General features: G+C 35.5%; 15 protein-coding genes and 2 pseudogenes. 8 read left to right on the forward strand and 9 right to left on the reverse strand.

The window, feature by feature from the left end; translation table 11 throughout:
- Positions 1–53: 53 nt before the first annotated feature.
- Complete coding sequence (locus RE409_RS13805) at positions 54–695, reverse strand: hypothetical protein (RefSeq protein ID WP_309559207.1); 642 nt, start codon at positions 693–695, stop codon at positions 54–56.
- A gap of 356 nt (positions 696–1,051) precedes the next feature.
- Here RE409_RS13805 and RE409_RS13810 point away from each other — a divergent pair, with 356 nt between their 5' ends.
- The 8 genes from RE409_RS13810 (at position 1,052) to RE409_RS13845 (ending at position 10,263) form a co-directional block, all read left to right on the forward strand.
- A complete protein-coding gene (locus RE409_RS13810; RefSeq protein WP_309559208.1) occupies positions 1,052–1,333 on the forward strand; it encodes a hypothetical protein in 282 nt (93 codons plus the stop codon).
- A gap of 640 nt (positions 1,334–1,973) precedes the next feature.
- A complete protein-coding gene (locus RE409_RS13815; RefSeq protein ID WP_309559275.1) occupies positions 1,974–2,420 on the forward strand; it encodes a HEAT repeat domain-containing protein in 447 nt (148 codons plus the stop codon).
- Between the two features lie 866 nt (positions 2,421–3,286).
- Complete coding sequence (locus tag RE409_RS13820; protein ID WP_309559209.1) at positions 3,287–5,608, forward strand: xanthine dehydrogenase family protein molybdopterin-binding subunit; 2,322 nt, start codon at positions 3,287–3,289, stop codon at positions 5,606–5,608.
- Complete coding sequence (locus tag RE409_RS13825; RefSeq protein ID WP_309559210.1) at positions 5,608–6,450, forward strand: FAD binding domain-containing protein; 843 nt, start codon at positions 5,608–5,610, stop codon at positions 6,448–6,450. Before RE409_RS13820 ends, RE409_RS13825 begins: the two co-directional genes overlap by 1 nt.
- Positions 6,443–6,934 carry a (2Fe-2S)-binding protein gene (locus RE409_RS13830; protein WP_201180486.1) on the forward strand — a complete coding sequence of 164 codons (492 nt, stop codon included), beginning with the start codon at positions 6,443–6,445 and terminating at the stop codon, positions 6,932–6,934. The genes RE409_RS13825 and RE409_RS13830 overlap by 8 nt, the downstream gene beginning before the upstream one ends.
- A gap of 42 nt (positions 6,935–6,976) precedes the next feature.
- Entirely contained in the window at positions 6,977–7,432 is a 456-nt protein-coding gene (locus RE409_RS13835; protein ID WP_201180485.1) for a hypothetical protein, read from the forward strand.
- 762 nt (positions 7,433–8,194) lie between these two features.
- Entirely contained in the window at positions 8,195–9,016 is an 822-nt protein-coding gene (locus RE409_RS13840; protein ID WP_201180484.1) for an alpha/beta fold hydrolase, read from the forward strand.
- A gap of 416 nt (positions 9,017–9,432) precedes the next feature.
- Complete coding sequence (locus tag RE409_RS13845; RefSeq protein ID WP_201253533.1) at positions 9,433–10,263, forward strand: methyltransferase domain-containing protein; 831 nt, start codon at positions 9,433–9,435, stop codon at positions 10,261–10,263.
- Positions 10,264–12,943: 2,680 nt separating this feature from the next.
- Here the strand turns inward: RE409_RS13845 and RE409_RS13850 are convergent.
- From RE409_RS13850 to RE409_RS13885, 8 genes and pseudogenes are all read right to left on the reverse strand, one after another.
- Entirely contained in the window at positions 12,944–13,096 is a 153-nt protein-coding gene (locus RE409_RS13850) for a YfhD family protein (RefSeq protein WP_152952274.1), read from the reverse strand.
- 224 nt (positions 13,097–13,320) lie between these two features.
- Positions 13,321–13,838: pseudogene (locus RE409_RS13855) on the reverse strand (GNAT family N-acetyltransferase); the annotation flags it as partial.
- A 311-nt stretch (positions 13,839–14,149) separates the two neighbouring features.
- A complete protein-coding gene (locus RE409_RS13860; protein WP_201249459.1) occupies positions 14,150–15,127 on the reverse strand; it encodes an NAD(P)H-dependent flavin oxidoreductase in 978 nt (325 codons plus the stop codon).
- A gap of 80 nt (positions 15,128–15,207) precedes the next feature.
- A pseudogene (locus tag RE409_RS13865) lies at positions 15,208–17,099 on the reverse strand (sigma-54-dependent Fis family transcriptional regulator).
- 268 nt (positions 17,100–17,367) lie between these two features.
- Positions 17,368–18,144, reverse strand: a complete 777-nt coding sequence (locus RE409_RS13870; RefSeq protein WP_201224515.1) for an acetoin reductase — start codon at positions 18,142–18,144, stop codon at positions 17,368–17,370.
- 35 nt (positions 18,145–18,179) lie between these two features.
- Positions 18,180–19,562, reverse strand: a complete 1,383-nt coding sequence (gene lpdA / locus RE409_RS13875; protein WP_309559211.1) for a dihydrolipoyl dehydrogenase — start codon at positions 19,560–19,562, stop codon at positions 18,180–18,182.
- Positions 19,563–19,579: 17 nt separating this feature from the next.
- The gene (locus RE409_RS13880; protein ID WP_201224511.1) at positions 19,580–20,809 is read right to left on the reverse strand and encodes a dihydrolipoamide acetyltransferase family protein; all 1,230 of its coding nucleotides are present in this window, start codon (positions 20,807–20,809) and stop codon (positions 19,580–19,582) included.
- A gap of 102 nt (positions 20,810–20,911) precedes the next feature.
- Positions 20,912–21,946 (reverse strand): alpha-ketoacid dehydrogenase subunit beta, encoded by a 1,035-nt coding sequence (locus RE409_RS13885; protein WP_053346095.1) that lies wholly within the window; start codon positions 21,944–21,946, stop codon positions 20,912–20,914.
- Positions 21,947–21,952 lie beyond the last annotated feature (6 nt).

Raw genomic sequence — 21,952 nt, forward strand, 5'->3', positions numbered from 1 at the left:
ATTATTCACTAGCTTGAATTAATTAATTTTTCAGACATTTTTCCTGCGGGTTTTTACACAATTTGTCCATTCAAATAAGCTAAACACCGTTTTGCTGCTGATAAAGGAGCCGTTAGGATGGGGACAGAAGGGTTAACCAGCTTTGCTACATGTTCCATACTATATTGGGAAAGCACAATCACTTCTGTTCTTCCATCCATTTGTTCAACCATCATTTTTACCCGCTCGTCATGTTCTGTTCTTTTTCCTTGCGATAATAAGTGAATAATCCCAGGATCAACTATGGATTCCACAATACAGTCTGGGTTTTTATCTCTTAGATAGTTTTGAAGGGCGATTGGTGTTTCTTTTACTGTAGATATTAGACCGATACTATTATATTGAAGTGCTTCATCAAGCATCGCCTCATCTGACCGAAATAACTTCACAGGATAAAGAGGTTGTAAAATTGATGTAATATCGTTAAATGCAGAGCAGGTAAGTTGAATACAGGAAACACCAGAGTCATAGGCTAAGTTCACTAATAAAGAAAAGCGGCGAATGATTTCTGGAGTTAGCGTGCCGCTTTTTTCCATTAAAGCAAGCAGGTTCGTGTCCATGAAATGAAGAAGCTCAAGGTCTGGTTCAACTGTCTGAAACGCTTTTTCAATCGGATTTAGTGCGGTTGTTGTTGCATGAATCAATGCAATTTTCAATAGAAATCCTCCTTTTTCTTTAATTTCATTATATCTAGCAGGACACTGCAACGCTATTATATTCTTAAAAATGAATACGAATGACAGAGGTTACAAAATCACTTCGATAAAAACCTCATTTAATAAAAAATGTTGGATAGGTGTTCAATAAAGTATGTCTCTTGTTAGGAAAATGATAAAGTGTTTGACTGAAGAAGTGATATCACTTATCGATGATCTTTTCTGTCGTGAAACTCGATTCATATGTGTACAATCTTTTCGATCAGCCATATTTTTATTCGAAAACTATAAAGTGGGTATGATGATTTTTTCTATTCATTTATCTCTAGATTATTATAGAGAAGGCAGTGAGAAGCATGGAGAAAGAAGTACTTGCTGAAATAAGTCAGATTATCCCCAGTGACAGAATATTTAATGATTTATCAGAAAGGTATTGTTATAGCTATGATGCTTCTTTTGGAGAGTATTTACCTGAAATAGTTATTCAACCAAAGAATGCAACTGAAATTAGTAAATTAGTAAAATTGGCAAATATACATATAAAAGCTGAAGAAGTGGATTGTTCTATCCACCTGACCCTAGTAGTTCCAATGTGGCCACAGCCATCACTGTTAATTCTGGCTGTCAGATGCAAATGAGCATTGGCATTCAAAGAGAGGGAGCGGCAAAGCGAATCAAAAGTATGCATCTTGTTGAAATACTCGCTGAGGCTTGCGGATTACATTAATGAATGGAAAGAAAAATGCGGTAATTAGTCAATAGAACAAGTAAGCATAAGAAGCACCAGCAATTCCTTTAAATAAGGAGAAATTGCTGGTTCTTTTTGTTAATCCATAATAATCTATTTCATTCTCAATTCTTAAAGCATATGTTACGAAATTATATGATTGATTTCAATACATACTATAGCTGTCTGACTCGGTAGATGGCATTATCAGTTGCTCGAAATGTGCTGGTAAGAAATCTAAGGAGAACTTATATAAACAGTTTAATTTTTATTGTACAGAAGCGGATGTTTCTATTCCATTTTTTTAACTTCATTTTATCGAAAGTTAGGGTGAGCCGCCTCGATGACCCCTTTTAGTTCGATTGATTAAAACCTTTAATTGATATTACTAATCATAAGGCCTTGAAATTTTACTATATTAACATATGGAAAAGGGTATAATAAGAAATGTAAGAATAAATTTCTTAGTAAAAAGGATATTTGTAGTATCGGGTTTAATTTTTTATAAAACCTTAGATACTTACATAAAGACAGAAGGAGAAATGATTCGTTTGAATAATAAAGAAGCAAAAAAAATTGAGTTACCTGCAAATTATGAGGAATTAAAAAAATCTGCCAATCGTACATCGAATTGGAGAGAACGTTTAGATGCGATTGAAGAGTTAGGTCAGTTCAAAAATAAACAAGTTATTGATGTACTTACACATATAATAAATAACGATGCTGTGTATAAGATTCAAGAGGCCGCTTACCGTAAACTTAAAGCATTCGGTGAAGATGTTCAATTACCTTCAAGGAAAAAAGGAGAATTGATTAAGGGATTACGAAAAATCCTGTTAAGAATTAAGAAGAGCTTACCTGAAGATCATACGTTTAAAGAATTCAAAGAGAAGTTAAAGAAAATGAGAATGGACATTTATGATACTTACGAAGGTGAAAAGGGAGCGGACTTTGATAATTGGCTTGAAAACACATGGACAGCCTTATCTAAAAAGTAAATATTAAATGACACAATTTTTATTTTAAAGAATATAAAGTAAGTTACTCGTTCAACTATTAGCGTTTTAGTTTAATAACATAAGAAAAAGGAGCATTGTTTTGCTCCTTTTTCTTATGTTTAAATATCATTACATTAAAAATCACAAAAGTAATGTTCTTCTGATTCACCGTTAATCATTAATCATTAATCATATTCCATATTAGGTGTTGTCTTACAAAGCATAAGCTGAGAAAACCAATATAGATGAAGCCATAAAGCAAAAGGGTCTTCTAATGGGAAACCTTAGCTCCAAAATGCACTCCAAACACTTTGTACATTTCATTGTATATATAATGAATTATTTATTAATTCCCCCTAAAAACACATTTTCTTTATAACTCAACATAAAGTTAGTAATACATATATTTGAATTCATACGTTAATGAACGGTATATATTATGCTTGAGCTTGAGTATGTTGATCTGATATTGATAGAAAACTTTTCTCCTAGAAGTAATTTAATGTCCAAAGATATAGATGTTAATTACATAACACGAAAAACCCTTTTAGTATTTGCTTTAATGGTGGCTACCATCATCGAAGTATTCAAAAAGCCTATCTACTCCTTAGTTGCTTCTAGTTTTCAAGGCTGTTTACAACCTCCAATACTTAGAGACAAAAATATCTTTTTCTGAAATTAACAATATACAAGGAAACCAAGAGGCAAAACATATTCTGAAGTTTTAGATAGCACAGGAATACTTGTGCCTTTTTTAGAGGGAAATCTGTTTGCTTACATTGATGATATATTAGATTACTTATTTTGGAAAATTGGTATTTGATAACAATTAACCAAGAATAATAATGATAACGAGGGGATTCTATATGGATATTATCGGAAAAGGTGTAATTCGTAAAGATGCATGGGATAAGGTGACAGGACAAGCGATTTACACCGGTGACCATAAAGAAACAAAAATCCTTCATGTTAAAAAGGTAATTAGTCCGTATGGACATGCCAATATTAAAAATATTGACATAACCAAGGCTGAAAAAGTTGCTGGAGTTCGTGCAATCATAACTGGCGGGAATTTACCGCTAACAGGAGAAGAAATCAGGGATCGGTACCCCATAGCTCAAGATAAAGTCCGCTATCATGGAGAAGTTGTCGCACTTGTTGTTGCTGATACACCCAAACAAGCAAAATTTGCAGCAGACAGTATTCAAGTTATTTATGAACCTTTACCTGTTATCAATTCACCAATGGATGCCATAAATCCTAAATATCCTTTACTCCACCCAGATTTAGATACCTATAAAAAAATATCCGAGGTATTTCCTGAGCCAGGTACAAATATAGCAAATCGAACCAAAATCCGAAAAGGTGATATGAAAAAAGGTTGGCAAGAGAGCGATATTATTGTCGAGGAAAAGTTCTCTTTTTCCCCTTCAGATCATGTTGCTATGGAAACAAGATGTTCCTTGGCAGAAATTCGGGCAGATAATAAAGTCGTGATAAGCTCTTCTTCTCAAGCACCATTCATGATCAAGCGTTTAATAAGTGATTATTTTGGTGTTGAAATCGGAAATGTCATTGTAAACACGCCTCTAGTTGGAGGTGCTTTTGGTGGTAAAGCCTCGGTACAACTTGAACTATTAGCCTATATTGCATCAAAGGCTGTTAATGGAAGGCTAGTAAAAGTTGAAAATAGTCGTGAAGAGGATATTTTGACATCACCATGTCATATAGGATTAGATGCGACAGTGAAATTAGGATGTACAAAATCTGGTTTGCTTAAAATTGCGGAAATGACTTATCTTTGGGACGGAGGAGCATATGCTGACAAGGCTACAGACCTGAGTCGTGCTGGAGCAGTTGATTGCACTGGTCCTTACAATATAGAAAATATTTGGTGCGATTCTCTTTGTATGTATACGAACCATCCATATGCCTCACCTTATCGTGGCTTTGCGCATTCAGAAGTTCTGTTTGCATTTGAGCGGACTATGGATTCCCTTTCTAAAAAGCTTGGAATAGATCCACTTGAACTTCGTGAAATGAATGCGATACTCCCAGGTAATTCCACTCCAACCCAGGTTCAATTGAATTCTAGCACGGTAGGTAATCTTCCTAAATGTATAAGTGAGCTTAAGAAAAAAATGAATTGGGAAGAGGGCCAGCTAGTTAAAATAAACGACAATACAATAAGGGCAAAAGGGATAGCTTGTGTATGGAAAACTTCTACGATTGATACCAACGCTGGCTCAGGTGTCATTTTAACCTTTAATCCTGATGGAAGTGTAAACGTCATATCAGGAGTAATAGAAATCGGTACAGGAACGAAAACGGTATTAGCACAGATTGTATCTGAAAAATTGAAGATGGATATTGATCATGTAAAAGTTCAGATGGAGGTAAATACACAGAGTACTCCAGAACATTGGAAAACTGTAGCAAGTCGTGCGACATTAATGGCAGGGAGGGCAGCGATTCAAGCTGCCGAAGATGCTCTATTACAAATAAAGCAACTTGCTTCCATTGTGTTAAGAGCCCCAGTTGAAGACATCGACCTCGGTCAAGAAAGGGTATATCTAAGGGGCGATCCTGAAATTGGAATACCATTCAATCAGTTAGTTTATGGATATAAATATCCTGATGGAAGTGCAATAGGAGGACAAATAATCGGTAGAGGACAATATACCATTCCACACATAACAAATTTAGACCCCGAAACAGGTGCAGGCAAGCCAGGACCTGAATGGACAGTTGGTGCACAAGGGGTTGAAGTAGAGTATGACATAAATGAATATACTTACAAGATAGTCAGGGCAATATCTGTCATTGATGCAGGAAGGGTACTGAATCAAAAAACTGCAGAAGGACAAATAATGGGTGCAATGAGCATGGGCTTAGCTTTTGGCGGACGTGAAACGTTCTACTTTGATAACTTTGGTAGGGTGTTGAATCCTCAATTTAGAACATATAGACCGTTAAGATATGGAGAAAATCCTGAATATATTTGTGAATTTGTAAATACACCACAATTAGATGCTCCATATGGCGCTAGGGGCCTTGGAGAACATGGTCTTCTTGGCATGCCAGCTGCTCTCGGTAACTGTTTATCTCTTGCTGCTGGAATACCATTAAACCAGTTGCCGTTAATCCCTGAACTTATTTGGAGAGGGAAGAAAGGGAGTAGACTGTGATGTTATCTTACAATTTCGAATACTATAAACCAAAATCCATAAAAGAAGCGATAGAACAATACCAAACATTAAAATCACAAGATAAAAAACCTTTGTACTATGGTGGAGGAACAGAAATTTTAACATTAGGACGTCTGAATTATATATATACCGATGCGATTATTGATTTGAAGGGTATTCCTGAATGTAAGGTATTCGGCTTTCAAAACAATGAACTAATCATTGGTTCAACATTGAGTTTAAGTGTATTTGAAGAAAACAAGGTGTTCCCTTTATTAACGAATACTTCAAAAGAGGTTGCGGATTATTCATCAAGAAATTCAATTACTATAGGTGGAAATATATGTGGACAAATTTTTTATAGGGAGGCTGTACTGCCATTTTTATTATCAGATAGTACTGTTATTATTGCAGGACCAAGCGGAGTAAAAAAAATTTTAATTAATGAGATTTTTAATAAAGAGTTACGCCTGGACCAAGGGGAATTTCTAGTTCAAATTGGTACAGAAAAAGAATATCTAAAAGCACCATACCTAAGTGTAAAGAAACGTAAGCAATGGGACACGGGATACCCACTTTTAACAGTTGCTGCTTTAAAAAAAGACGGGATTATTAGATTTGCATTCAGTGGGGTATGCTCATATCCATTTCGTTCAATTCCAATGGAAAAAATACTAAATGACAAGAAATTATCTTATAAGGAGCGAGTTTTAGCTTCTTTTGAGTATTTACCAAGTCCTATATTAAACGATATTGAAGGATCAGATGGATATAGATTATTTGTTTTAGAAAATACCCTATCTAATATTTTGTCATATTTAGGTGGTGAAGAACTTGAATAGGTACCCCACAAATCAAAGAATCACAATTAATTTAGAAATAAATAAAGAGTGGTACGAGATAGATATACTGGCTTCAGATATATTGCTTGATGTACTCCGAGATAAAATCGGACTTACTGGAGCTAAACCTGGGTGTTTAAATGGGGACTGCGGGGCTTGTACTGTGATAGTGAATAATCAGCCAATAAAATCCTGTTTAATGTTAGCTATTGAGGCAATTGATACAGAAATTCTTACAATAGAAGGTCTCAAGGATACACCGATTCAAAGAGCATTTGTAGAGCATTTTGGTTTTCAATGCGGGTATTGTACATCAGGATTTATATTGATTTGTCAGGCATTACTCCTTAATGACAACAATCCTAGTCCTGAAAAGATTAAATCATGGCTTTCTTCGAATATTTGTCGTTGCACCGGATATAAAGAAATTGAAGAATCAATACGTTCAGTAATAAACAATATAAAAAATCAATCAATTAAGTGACGTTTGTCAGTATATCTGAATAAAATGCCTACATAGGGAGTGATGATATTGAATGAGACCTGTGAATTTGATACAAATAAAAAAGTAATTCACTCCTTTCAACGTAGTATCGAAATTACTTCAGCAATCCTATTATTAACCGGGCAAATCACAATCATTGGCATATTTGTAAGGCCAGGCAGATTTAGTCTCTCATTAGGTGGTCCTCTTTTTGGAGGACATCGTTTAGAAGGGAAGGACCACTCGCAAGAAGGAAACCTTTTTATCGATATACTGGACATCATTATAGCTATATTATTAATCAATGATGTAATACATGTGACTGGCTTTTTTGTTTCGTCTGGTGAGTTTACAATTAATGTTTCAGGTCCTATTTTTGGTTATCCTGAAGTTGTTCCGGCACTGCCAATTGAAGATTATAACTTGTTTAATACAATCATAACTAAGCATTATATCGTACCACCAGAATTATTAACTAATATAAGAGGGAATGAGTAAAATGTCATTAACAGATATTCCTACAGTAAAAAGTTCTAGAAACAATGCATTTCTAATAGCCCTTCCCATTATCATTTTCATATTTTTCTTCACTCAGCAAAAGTCCACAGATGTCTAAATTCATTTATAAAGGTAATACCTTAATCCTAGATAAGTGTCATCTGCTAAAAATGCTAAAATAGAGAATCCTTGATACAAAAGGTGCGGGAGATAAATGAATTATCTTTAAGGTATTAAATAAATTAGATGAAACACCCGTAAAGAATTAGATCAGTATATTAAAGAGCGGAACAACAAGGTAAAATAAATTAGCTTTGATATCTTGAGAGAAATATAGGTTTTAATCATTTCAGAGGTGAGGCCTGATTTTTATGCTTTACCTTTTTTGTTTTGTTTTATAAGTTCTATGTAAATAAAAAATTTTGCATTGCAAGTATTCTTGATGTGGAAACATTTCGAAATCAATATAAACCTAATATATATTGGAGATGCATGAATTAATAAAGACTAATCATAAAAAAATCCCTGAGAATGCATTTTTAAATAAGCATTGTATAAAAAAACACAAGCATTAAATCGCAGTTAAACATAGAAATGAGAGAGGGAGATTGGTAGAAATTTCATTGAGTCTCTCTGTATAGTCAATTCAGTATTTTATCAATAGTCTGTTTCCAAAGAAATTTCCTTTCTACAATCCAGTAACTATGACCTGATTTTATGCTAATAAGGTTTCACCATACTTATTTTAGGAGGTAGATTAAAGTGGAAAAGAAAAATATGATAATAAATGGAAAGAAGATATCTTATATTGAGAAGGGCAATGTTAATGACCCCCCTGTTCTTTTATTGCACGGGGTACCTGAGTCCAGCCTTTTGTGGAGGGAAATGATTCCTTGCCTTGTGTCTTGTGGATTTAGAACCATTGCACCGGATCTCCCTGGATTCGGCGAAAGTGAACGGTTTGATGAATCCTCAACATGGGAGAGATATGAACAGTTTGTCTCGGATTTTACGAGGGAACTAAAACTAGATAAATTCCATCTGATTGTACATGACTGGGGCGGACTTATTGGACTTAAATGGGCATGTGATCATCCAGAGAGAATACTAAGTCTCTTTGTTTCAAATACAACCATATCAGGAGATTACAAGTGGCACTCACTTGCTCAGATTTGGAGAACACCAAATGTCGGAGAAAAAATAATGAAGCGCATGTCAGATGATTCCCAATTTCAAACTGACATGAAGAATTCGATTCCGAACATAGTTGACGAAACTCTGGAAGACTTCTATCGTGTCTTTAGAACTCCCGAATCAGGTAAAGTCATCTTAGATCTATACCGGTCAGGAAATATAGAAAAGGTTAAATCGTACAATCAAAAACTAAACCAGATCAAAATACCTGTCACCATAATTTGGGGGGAGAAGGATCCTTATATCCCTTTTGAATTTGCCTACAAGCTCCAGAAAGAAGGTTTACCACATGCACAGGTTCACATCATTCAAAATGCCGGGCATTTCATCCAAATTGAAGTACCTGATAAAGTGAATTTTTATATCCAACAGCATTTTAAAAACGTGTAAACCTTTAATAATTTTTATAGAGTGGGAGAAGCGGCAGCATTTCCCTTACACTCTTATCGTTTGATTCTTTAGATCGACTTGTTCTCCCGTAAAAGACACGATTTCTGAACGCCTCATTCCCTTTTTCGCAAGTAATGTAAACATTACTTCATTCTGTTTGAATAATCTTATTGTATTATTAGAATAATTACCTATAAAATAGGGTGATAGAAATCCTTAAAAGTAACAGTGAGTCAATACACAAAGCATTGAACGAAGTTAAGAATGACGAATGCTAATCTGTTGAGAGATCATTATTGAAAAGGGCTTTGTTCATTATCAGGAGCTGATTTGCAGCTCTTTTTCTTTTGCAACTATGGGGTAGAATAGTTTAAGAAAGTATTATACATAAATTATATAATTTGAGGAGAGAAAAGATGAAGACAGATAATTTTGATTATATTGAACTTTGGAGACAAGCCATGGTAGATCATACTGGAAATATACCGAAAAGGCTAAATGATGATGCAGCAGAAGAAGCTTTTTGGTCTTCGAGGGTTGAAGGGAAAAAACAACATAAAGAGGACCCTTATGCAAAACTTGTGCAACAAGAGCTACTAACATTATTAAATCAAGATGATCATGTTTTAGAAATCGGTCCTGGGTGGGGCAATTATACCTTCGCTATTGCTGAAGAAGTCAGGAAGTTAACTTGTATAGATAGTTCAAAAAGCATTATCAGTTTTTTGGCATCTCAGGCAAATGAAAAAGGTTTCGAAAACATGGAATTGATTAATAATAAGTGGGAAAGTGAGACAAAAAGAGAGAAATATGACGTAGTATTTGGTTTTAATTGCTACTACCGTATGAAAGAAATCGGTCATACCTTATTAAAAATGAATGAGTCAGCAACACGTTTAGTTATCGTAGGTATGACAACAGGACCAGAAAAACCTCATTATATGGAATTGAAACAACGAGGATATACAATCAATTTGAGAAAACGAGATTACATACACATTTTAAATGTATTGTATCAACTTGGAATACTAGCCGACTGTAAGATCGTGAAATTGAAAAGCAAAAAAATCTATTCTTCTTATGAGGAAATGATTCGCGATAATACTACAAAAATTCTGGATCAGCATTATTCTGACCATGAGGTGAAAACTATTCTTGATAAATATGTGGTAGAAAAAGAGGGGAAATATGAGTATGAATATCCATTTCATGCAGCCTTAATGTATTGGAGTCCAAAGGGAATTTGAAAATATTAGTCTGGTAACCTTTAATAGTATGTGGTGAGGTATATATAGAAGGAAGGAGCTTCGTCTGAAATACCTTTATTTAGCAGGTGTAATGCCGCCCATGTTGTTTCAATGGACTGCCTTAGCCATTGTTCAACCAGCTAATATTATGTACCGACGCAACCACATATAGGACAAATCCTTTTATATTCAACCTATCCGGTACTAACTCATGGGGGAATCTATCAACGACCTACAAATCCTCAAATGGAGTATCAAACAGATTTAAAAATAACTACCCAATTGAGGTAGTTATTTTTTTAAGTAAAAGGGATTACAAAATATCAAACGAAGAATTGATGGTTTTCTTCTTTTGTAAAAACGCGATATGCGTAAATACTTGTGTTGATGTAATACTTTCATGGTCTAAAAGCTCCTGAAGAGTCCGTAAATCGATGTTAAAATGGTTTTCCTCACACACAAAAGGGGGCGTAAGCGTATGCTGTAAAATGAGACAGGGAAAAACGCGCAGTAAGCAACCGTGCTTTTTCACTTTATAGCCACGTATCCCCAATTACTTTCCATCTTTATAAAAGACTTCCTTATCGTGGATTTGAAACGAACCCTTGGGGGGGAGAAGCGGATGAAACGGCAGCAAAGTCTTTTTTTCCATAAATTCATATCGTTTAATTTAGTAGATGTGTTCCTACGTAACGTCCGATTCCTGTTGTCGCAAGTATTTAAAAATCACTTCATTCGGTTTGGCTAATCGCGATGTATTTTGTTTTAAGAAGCGGAAAAACACTATTTTAAATTAAATCCTACAGAGACATATACCGGTAGTTTTATGACCCATTTTCAATCCCATTCATAATTTCCGAGTCAAGGTTAATTTTTTTTGTTTTTGAACTTGATCTAATTTGATGCTGTATGAAACGCGCTCAAGTTTTGTTTTCGTGATAGTCTGTAAGCCCATTCAAAAACGCTATAAACATATTCAAATTGCTTATTTTCAAATTGAATGTACAGAATGGATTCAACTATTGCTTGCTGTAACTACAAACAAACCACTATAGTCAAAGGTGCATATACGATAATAAATTATTCGTTCAATAACTTCTAATTATAATTCACATGAAAAGCATTCATAATTCTAAGGATCTTAAGAGGTAGAGGTTCCAAAGTCCAGATAATAAAGGAGGTTCAAAGGTTTAACTATATCATAACTAATTTTTATTCTAGTTTACATAATATATATTATAGGAAGTTGTATTTTAATTGTTAATTTTGTCTCATATCTTAAGAATACTTAACAAAGTGAGACGGAAACTCAGATTTTTATTATTTATAATCTGTTTTATTTATTAATTTTAGAAATTACATTTAGTTAGAAAAAATCAAATAATTATCATATATCATAATTTCGTTAAAAATTTGATTGATTTAGAATCTCAGCATTATAATGTGTTTTTTAATTCTCATTATTGCGGTTCTTACTAATTTCACAGAAAGTTCAAATCTTATGTAATTTACTTTACTTTACTTTTACTTATTTCTATAATTATCTGCTAATTTCTTCTGGCTACGTACATAAATGATTTTCAATCTTTATTTTAACCAGGATCTAATATTTCATTCGTAGTTTATTTCGGATTTTTCCCAAATTAAATCCAGCATTAATTATCAGAATGTTTCCTCACGATTTGTTTACATAAAAACTCTTACAAATTCAGCAAATATTTTGCTCTGTACTTGGTATCCTTCAACTTTAAAGGTCAAAAAGAATTAAAATCACAAATTTATTATTCTGATATATATAAATATAAGCAAAATGAGAAATATTTCGGGTTAACACTTCGAAAAAGTTATATTAAAATAATTTTAAAAAAACGGAAATTCCTTATTGAATTGAATAAATCCATCAAAAATTATGCAGTTGTTTAATTAACAACCTGAAATATCATAAGTTCCGCTTACCAATAAGAAATAATAAGATAGTCTTCTCTCTCTACCCACATAATTCTCATAATACCGTTAATATGTTTTATTATTAATTAACTGTTTATTGCTAATGCTACTTAAACAAAGTTGTGTTTGAAAATGCTGTTAGAGGAACGGTTAGCATAAATAACTTTCAGAAATATGTTAATAAATATCAAACATTTTGATCAAATATTAAATCCGCTCTTAGGTAGATTAATGCTGAATTAATTAACCATTCTTATTAAGCACACTAGGAAATAATGATGGAGAAAAACAAAGTAGATCCGCTTTCAAATGATCAAACTTAATTACATCATAATAAAGATATTATGACTAATAATGTTAAACGTAACATTAAGTTTGAGTCTCTTTTCCGCTATATTAAACACAATAATGCTCAAATAGCTACTAAGTCATTTCAAGTAGTATTCTGTAATGTACTAAAAAATCACTAAACAACTAAGCATTTCGAGAAAAGGATACGAGATACAAAGATTCAGCAATCGGAGAGTACTTTCGCATATTGCGCGATAATTAATAGCTTTAAGGTAAAATAAGTTACTGAATATGAACACAATATGATCTTTTCAACATATAGCTTTGTAAACCTTAATAATGTTGATTTTTAAACATACAAAAGAGACCACTTATTGTGGCCCCTTTTGTATCTGTTTTACTAAAATTTAATAAAGGCATGTAATCAATCCGTATCTTAGTTTCATTTAGGTCTTGTAGCTCTTATTTTCGGACTTTCACCTAGCTCACGAGAAAACTCTTCATTAACACGTTCCGGTTCTATTTTTAAGTTTTTGGGAGTTTGAGGTAATGATTTTTTTCTGCTAGATGATTTTTGATTGTTTGATCTTCCCATAATACTGCCTCCTAACTAAATTTTAATCTTTATTAGTATGGCTAGGAATCACGATTATATATCTTTAGATTAGCTCATGAACAAATATTTTATCTTAATAACAGTTTTTTTGACCAGCTCCTTTTTATACTACTAACGTACGAGTTAATTCATAAAAAAAAGCGCTTCTTATTTAAGAATCGCGCTCTTTTATTTAACCCTTTTTTAGGTATTCCCTTATTCAAAAATGCACTTGGATATTCAACAACTCCTGAAATATTATAAAGAGCATTTTCTTGCAACTCCAATGCCATAAATGCCTCTTCTGGTACTTCGAAAGGTGCTTTTATTCCCCATAAAGATGTTTTTTCAAACCCGAATTTTGGATAATATTCTGGGTGCCCTGTACAACAACAGAATTGTATTCAAGTTCTTTTGCTTTTTTTAATGCTTCAAGAATTAAGAGTCTTCCTATACCTTCATTTTGATACTCTGGCAAGACTGAAACAGGAGCAAGGGCAAGGGATTCAGCAAATTGATTGTCATTATTAATTTTTAATTTAGATAAAAGAATATGGCCAACAATTTCTTTATTCACGGCCACTAAAGATAAATTTGGAATAAATGCGTCGGATTTTCTAATACGAGACACCAATTCATGTTCTTTTTTATCACTAAACTCCATATTAGCAAATGCACTTCTTACAACTTTTTCAGTAATTTTATAATCCTCAGATAGTTCCTGCCTAATTGTAATGCTCATTCTTAAATCTCCTAACTCATATAGCTTATATTTTTATATAAACCCGTATTTTATCATATTTTTTTTTCGTCAACTAACCTGATCCTTTCATTCCTTAAGAAAGAGGTTGCAACAGCAGAACTTCCCTTGAAGTAAAGCATCAATGACCTGTTTTAGTTGAGTAATCTATGTAGAGAATAATTACTTTTAAATAACACATATTAACGACAAATAAAGAAATCATTTTATATAGTCGCTTATACTATTCATCAATAAAAAATAGAATAGGAAATCATATGCGTTTTCCTATTCTATATGAAAAGCTTTGTTGATTAAGTTCGAATCGATTCGACACGATTTTGGATATATTCCAACGAACCTTTAGCTTCATGAACGATTTGTTTTAAAAGTTCATCAACTGTTATGACTTCCTTAATTAAACCGACTGATTGACCGCATGACCAGATCCCTCCGTCTAAATTACCTTCAAAGTAGACGCTTTTACTTCTTTGTCCCGTTATTAGTGGGATTAATTCTCCTATAGTGGCTCCCTCATTTTCTAGTCGGTCGACCTCTTTACTAACAGTATTTAACGCTACACGTGAAGGACTTCCTATATTTCGCTGAATGACGATTGTATCCGATTCATTTGCTGAAACCATCCAGTTCTTCACGTTATCATGAATAGGGGCTTCCTTTGTAGCCATAAAGCGAGTCCCCATAACAATCCCTTCAGCACCGAGTGCCAATGCACTAATAAGGCCTCTACCGTCTGAAAATCCTCCACCTGCTAGTACAGGTATTTTAACAGAATCAACCACTCTAGGGAGCATTACAAGCGTTCCTACATCCCCCATGCCAGGATGGCCGCCCGTTTCATTCCCTACGATAACAACAGCATCGACTCCCAATTTCTCTGCAGACAGTGCGTTTTTGACACTTGCAACCTTATGGATGACAGTAAAACCATGCTTTTTAAGTTTTGGCATTAAAGCCTCAGGACTTCGGCCACTGGTTTCAACAATTTTAACGTCTTCCTCTACTAAAATATCAATAAAGTCTTCATTTGGAGTAGCAGTTTGACTTGGAAATAGATTCAGGTTGACAGCAAAGGGTTTCTTCGTAAATGCTTTTACTTTGCGTACTTCATCACGAAGACCTTCGGGTGTAACCTGTGTTTTGGAGGTAATGATACCTAATCCACCTGCTTCAGTTACTGCAGCAGCAAGCTGAGCTCGGCCAACTTGAAACATGCCACCGCAAATAATTGGATATTCTATTCCTAATAATTCAGTAATTCTCGTTTTCATAGGCCATACCCCTCTCTATACTCATGCATTCCGTTAAATATAAATAATCTTTTATTCCAATGAAAAATACACATCCATGACTATAGACCATATTTATGAAGCCGCTTGTAAAATGTACTTCTAGGGAGATCTATCAATTTTGCAGCTGCGGTGACATTTCCTTGTGTCCTTTGCAATGCCTCTAGCATTAAATCTCTTTGTATTTTTTCTCGGGTTGTCAGTTCATTTTCCTTAATCCAATTTTTATCAATTCCCTTCGGAGACTGGCAATCCACTTGCTGCGTAATTGCTAGTGAATGCATAGAATTTAATAATTGTTCATAATCTACTCGACCATCTTGAAGCAAGATAGACAATCGTTGCAGAACATTCTGTAGTTCTCTTATATTCCCTGGCCAATTGTAACCCTTTAAACTATTTAATAATTCTTCTGATAATGGAATATTCCAGTTATTCACTTCACTAAGATAGCGGACAAGATACGGAATATCCCCTTTCCTTTCCCTTCCCTTAAGGGTGGTACAAATACAGGATAAACATTTAAACGATAATATAAATCTTGGCGAAAGGATCCTTCATTTACAAGCTCTGCAAGGTTACGATGTGTTGCTGTAATAATGCGAATGTCTAAAGAAATACTTTTTGTACCACCAATCGGAACGATTTTTTTTTCTTGAAGTACACGCAATAACGCCACTTGCATGGCATGTGGGATTTCACCAATTTCATCGAGAAAAATGGTCCCTCCATTAGCCTGCTCAAATTTCCCTGTATGCCCTTGACGCTTAGCCCCTGTAAATGCGCCTTCGACATAACCAAATAATTCACTCTCCATTAAATCTTTGGGGATGGCTCCGCAATTTATGGTGATAAACGGTCCTTTTTTTCGAGGACTATTTTCGTGAATAGACATAGCAACAAGCTCTTTTCCAACCCCTGTTTCACCAGATATATACACATTAGCTTCGGTTGGTGCAACAAGCTTTACTTTATGTAATGTGTTTTGAAACGCTTCACTAATACCCATTTCACCCTTGAAATTAAACAACTTAGATGGCGAAGAAGTTGGAAAAAGCCTATTTTGGGTATGACTAAGACCTTCTGATAAAAATAAACACTTTCCTGATACCCTTTTATCTTCTGTAGAAATAAGAAGAGTTTCCTTTTCAATTTGGTATCCAAAGTTTAAAAAATCAGACAGTCTCATTCCAATAGATTGAGAAATTTTTTGACGAACTTGTTTGCTGGCTGAAATGATGATTTCTTTATGATTACAAACAATAAAGGGGCGGTCTGGATAAGCTTCTGCTAGTTCAATAGATTGCTGAGTTAGTGACAACTCTCTTTTATAGGAGCGAACCGCCATCTCTTGTTCTATCGTATACGCCAAAGTGGCAACCATACCAAGCATAGATGGATGAAAATATTCAACCGGACACGATATATCTAAAACGCCCATTAACATCCTATCTTCATTAAAAATAGGCATTGCAGAACAACTCCATTTATGTGAGGCAATAGAGTAATGTTCGGTTCCTTGAATCATTACTGCCTCCCCCGTTTTCAAAGCAGTTCCAATAGCGTTTGTTCCGACTTCACCCTCCGTCCAGCGTACGCCTTCCACAAAATTTATCTTACCTGCTTCATCCAGAATTTTTTCGTTTCCAGATAGGGAAAGAACATATCCATCAGGGTCTACTAATAAAGCCATCATTCCAGACTCTTTAATCGCTTGGTTCATTCTTGTTAATTGGGGCGATGCTACATCTAGAAGTACGGAGTTTTTTTCTCTTTGAACGTTCAATAAATCATTTGTTAACACATGATTACCTTTATTTAGATACGGATTGACTTGTTCTTTTTTACAGCGATGCCAAGATTCCTTAATTCGCTTGTCCAAACGATTTGAATCGAGAACCCCCTCACTAATAAAACGTTCCCATGTACGTAAATAACAACTAGTGGATAACATATAATCCTCCTCTAATCATCTGGTTTAAACATTTTCAACATTCATTTGAAAAATAAGAGCATGTCTTTTCAATCAAGAGAAATAATACCGTGGAGTAATAAAAAGGATGTTGATCGAGGTCCACTTTATTATAGTAGATTATGTATGCGCTTACAATATTTTGATTACAATTAACAAAAACTTCACAATAAAAGCTTCACATGATCATTCACGTGAAGCTTACTTATTAATCATTTATGCGTAATGCCTATTCCTATAATGCTTGTTTTTATGAAAAAATGACGCCTCCATCAATCATGATAGATTGTCCTGTCATATAGTCAGAATCTCGTGAGGCGAGATACGATACAAACTTCGCAACATCCTCTGGGGTCTCAGGTCGTCCCAAGGTAATAGAATCCGAAAACTTTTTAAATGCTTCTCCTTTTCCCAGATTCATATATTGCCCCATTTTTTCATCGATAAGATCCCACATTTGTGTACCGACGATACCTGGACAGTATGCATTTACCGTAATTCCAAACTGAGCCAATTCTTGTGCTGCCGCTTGTGTAATGCCTCTAACGGCAAATTTAGTTGCTGAGTAAGTTCCTAGTAGGCTAAACCCTTTGTAACTAGCTATACTGGCAGCACTAATAATTTTCCCGCCTTCTTGCTTTTTCATTTGCTCAGCAGCCGCTTGCAGACAAAAAAGCACACCATTTACATTTATACTAAAAATCTGTTCAAGGTCTTCCTGAGTTACTTCAAGCAATGGTTTAATTTGGGCAATTCCTGCATTTGAAACCATAACATCAAGTTGTCCAAAATGATCCACAACTTGATCAACCATATTGAATACTTCATTTCTTTTACTTACATCAGCTTTCACTGCAAAGCTTTCACGTCCAAGTTCCTTAATTTCGTTTACAACCGATTCGGCGCTATCCAAATTGACGTCGTTAATCACCACATTCAATCCATCTTGAGCTAGTCTCAATGCAATCGCACGTCCAATTCCACGACCTGAACCAGTGACAATCGCTGTTCGATGACTAATAACCATACAAAATACCCCCAATTCAATAGGATTCAGTTCATTTAAGTATGCACTGCTTGGCCACTAACGCTTAATAATGCCTCATGTATGCACTCCGACAAGGTTGAGTGCGCTGCTATTAGATCTTCCATAATATCAGTCGTAATTTCCGCATGGAGCATGACCGTTCCTTGACCAATTATTTCTGTCGCGTGTGGGCCAACGATGGAAAACCCCAGTATCTCATTAAATTGAGGATCTACTACGACTTTGACCTTTCCAATCTGTTTGTTAGAAATAAGCGCTTTTCCATTTGCGGAAAAAGGAAATTCTCCAACTTTAATATCACCATATTTATTTCTTGCTTCTGTTTCCGTCAATCCTACGCTAGCAATCTCAGGGGAAGTATAAATACATCGAGGAATTGCTCGATAATTTACTTTAGTCTCGTGTCCACAGGCATTCAGAGCAGCTACTCTTCCCTCATGAAAAGCTACATGTGCAAGTTGGATTCCACCAATCACATCACCACAGGCATATATTGAAGAATTACTTGTTTGCATTTGATTATTTACAGAAATACCATGTTTGGAAAAATCAATACCATTCCGCTCTAGGTCCATTCCGTTTACTCTAGGCTTTCTCCCTATTGAAACAAGTACGTAATCGGCATGAACTTCGTCAATACTGCCATCACCTTTATCTAAAAATACTTTCTTATTATTGGTATTCATGTCTTTGACAGATGTGGAGGCATGGATTATTACCCCTTGGCTTTCCAATTCTTTATGTAGGACGGCTGAGATATCTTCATCTTCCCCTGGGAGCAGCTTTTCACCCATCTCAACGATTGTAACCTTAGTGCCCATCCGGCTATAAATACTTGCAAACTCGCATCCAATGACTCCGCCTCCAATAATCAAAAGTGAAGTAGGAATAGAAGGGAGTGACATGGCTTGGCCACTATGGATGATCCATTTACCATCGAACGGTGCAAATGGTAATGGAATCGGTTCGGAACCTGTAGAAATAATGATTTTACTAGCTTCAATCTCTTCATATTTATTGTCATTTTCTATCCGAAGTTGGTGGTTCGTTATTAAAGAAGCTCTTCCTTGAATTACTTTTATTTTATTTTTTTTCATTAAATAATGAACGCCTTGGACAAGTGTCGACACAATAGCTTTCTTTCGTTTCTGCACCACTTCCCAATCGATATCAATTGAGTTAGATGGGAGACGGATTCCCAATTCACCTGCATTTTTCACCAACTCATACGTATCAGCACTTTCTAACAAAGACTTCGTTGGCATGCATCCTTCGTTTAAACAGGTTCCTCCAAGTGGCCCATCGACAACCAGTATCACTTCTTTTCCCTGCTGGGCAGCAGTAATTGCCGCTACATACCCAGCAGGACCGCCTCCGATAATTGCTATACGATTCAAGAGATTTCCTCCTTTTTCTATAAAAGCATAGTCATTGGCTCTTCTAAATATCTTTTTATTGTTTGTAAAAAGGCAGAAGCAGGAGCCCCATCTAAGACACGATGATCAAAGGTTAAACTGAGTGGCAAAATAGTTCTTCTTTCCAACGTATCTTCAATATAGAGCGGAGTATCATAAGCAGAGCCAATTCCAAGAATTCCTGTTTCCGGGGTATTTAAAATCGGCGTGAAGTGTTCTACACCGTATGCTCCCAAATTGCTGATCGTAAAAGTAGAGCCATTCATTTCTTCAGATGGCAATTGACCTTCACGAGCAAGCTTAGCTAGTTCCTTTCCTTTCTTCGATAACTGCTTTAGTGTACAGACATCCGCATTTCTTATAACTGGAACAACTAACCCCTTTTCCAAGGCAACAGCTAATCCAAGATGTACATGCTCAAATAAATGGATTTTATCTTCTACATAAGCACTGTTCATTTTAGGGTGATCTTTTAATGAATGGACGACAGCTTTGGCAACAAAGTCTGTGACCGTCAGTTTACTATCATCATGTTTTTGAATAATTTCTGTAGCTTGTCTTTGCAATTTGATTAAAGCGGTTACATCTGCCTTCATCGTAAGAGTTAATTGAGCACTACTTTGTAAGCTATCCTGCATACGTGTGGCAATAATTTTCCGCATTCCGTTTACAGGAATCTCCTGTGTTTTCTCTATAGATTGCGCAGGGATTAAGATACTATCTTCTTTATTTTCAGGCTTTGATTCAGGTCTCTTAATTGCTTTCTGTACATCATCTTTAGTAATTCTTCCACCCGGTCCAGTGCCTTGAATTTTCTCAATATCAAGATTAGCGGCCTGTGCCATTTTACGTGCAACAGGGGTAATCATCACACGATCCACATTTTTACTAATTGGCAAATTAGGTAGATCTGGATTTTTCTGTGTTTCTTTTTTGTGGTTTTCCGGCTTGATTTCTTCAGCAACAGGCTCATTAACCAATACGTTTTCATTCGGATTTCCGATATAACAGATAACTGTTCCAGGAGGGACGCCTTGTCCTTCTGGTACAGCTATGTTTAGTATCGTACCTTCTGACGGCGACTCGATATCCATTTCTATTTTCTCAGAATTAATGCTGGCTATTGCTTCGCCCTTTTCTACAGTATCGCCGACTCCCTTACTCCATTCCGAAACAGTACCTTCTTTCATTGCCATGCCTAATTTCGGCATTACTACTTCAACAGCCATGTCTTTTTTCTCCCTTCAGCTTTGTTTCTTTGCCTATCATTGGTTTCAGGCTCCAACTTTCGAGGATCAATGCCAAAAAGGTGGAGCCTTTTTCATTTTTACTTACACCCTAAGAATAGATGGTTCTCCTAACAATTCTGATACAACTTTAATTACTTTCTCTGGTGTAGGTAGATAGATATCTTCTAGTGGTGGAGAAAAAGGTACCGGCGTATGTGGTGCAGTAATTCTTTTTATTGGCGCATCAAGCGTATCAAATCCTTTATCCGCGACCAATGCTGCAATATCTGTGGCCACGCTGCACCTTGGATTTGCTTCATCCATCACAATAAGACGGTTTGTTTTTGCGACGGAGGAAAGAATCGATTCTTCATCCAGCGGTGACAAGCTCCTTGGATCAACAATTTCAACTTCAATGCCTCTACCAGCAAGTTGTTCAGCAGCATCCATTGCCGTATGAACTTGTTTACCGATAGCAACGATGGTTAAATCTGAACCAGACCGTTTTATTTCTGCTTTTCCGATTGGAATCGTATAATAACCTTCTGGTACCTCACCTACCATGTTATATAGCGTTTTATCTTCAAAAAAGATTACTGGATCATTATCCTCGATAGCTGAGAGTAACAGCCCTTTTGCATCATAAGGGGAAGAGGGGACAACTACTTTCAGTCCCGGAATACTTGTAAACAAGGCATATAAGCTTTGCGAATGCTGAGCTGCTGCCCTAAATCCTGCGCCATGCATCGTACGAATCGTAACAGGAACTTGCGCTTTTCCTCCAAACATATAACGGAACTTGGCCCCTTGATTTAAAACCTCATCTAAACAACTCCCAATAAAATCGTTAAACATTAACTCTGCAATCGGACGTAATCCCGTAGAAGCTGCTGCCATAGCGGCTCCCATATACCCTGCTTCGGCAATCGGTGTATCTAAAATCCGGTCACGACCAAATTCTTGCACTAATCCTTTTGTAACCCCTAAAACACCACCCCATGCTTCGTCATCTTGAAGATGATCAACTTCTGCTCCGCCGGCTACATCCTCTCCCATAAGAATGACATTTTCATCTTTTCTCATTGCGAGCGCCATTGCTTCATTTATTGCTTGTGACATACTGATTTTTCTACTCATCTCAAT

This window comes from Peribacillus sp. R9-11 (genome assembly GCF_031345095.1).
Classification (GTDB): Bacteria; Bacillota; Bacilli; order Bacillales; family DSM-1321; genus Peribacillus; species Peribacillus butanolivorans.

Bases quoted from the DNA above. Each gene is read 5' to 3' on its own strand.
- RE409_RS13810 (WP_309559208.1), top strand. From the start codon at position 1,052: ATGGAGAAAGAAGTACTTGCTGAAATAAGTCAGATTATCCCCAGTGAC.
- RE409_RS13820 (WP_309559209.1), top strand. From the start codon at position 3,287: ATGGATATTATCGGAAAAGGTGTAATTCGTAAAGATGCATGGGATAAG.
- RE409_RS13825 (WP_309559210.1), top strand. From the start codon at position 5,608: ATGTTATCTTACAATTTCGAATACTATAAACCAAAATCCATAAAAGAA.
- RE409_RS13835 (WP_201180485.1), top strand. From the start codon at position 6,977: ATGATATTGAATGAGACCTGTGAATTTGATACAAATAAAAAAGTAATT.
- RE409_RS13845 (WP_201253533.1), top strand. From the start codon at position 9,433: ATGAAGACAGATAATTTTGATTATATTGAACTTTGGAGACAAGCCATG.
- RE409_RS13850 (WP_152952274.1), bottom strand. From the start codon at position 13,096: ATGGGAAGATCAAACAATCAAAAATCATCTAGCAGAAAAAAATCATTA.
- RE409_RS13860 (WP_201249459.1), bottom strand. From the start codon at position 15,127: ATGAAAACGAGAATTACTGAATTATTAGGAATAGAATATCCAATTATT.
- RE409_RS13870 (WP_201224515.1), bottom strand. From the start codon at position 18,144: ATGGTTATTAGTCATCGAACAGCGATTGTCACTGGTTCAGGTCGTGGA.
- RE409_RS13880 (WP_201224511.1), bottom strand. From the start codon at position 20,809: ATGGCTGTTGAAGTAGTAATGCCGAAATTAGGCATGGCAATGAAAGAA.
- RE409_RS13885 (WP_053346095.1), bottom strand. From the start codon at position 21,946: ATGAGTAGAAAAATCAGTATGTCACAAGCAATAAATGAAGCAATGGCG.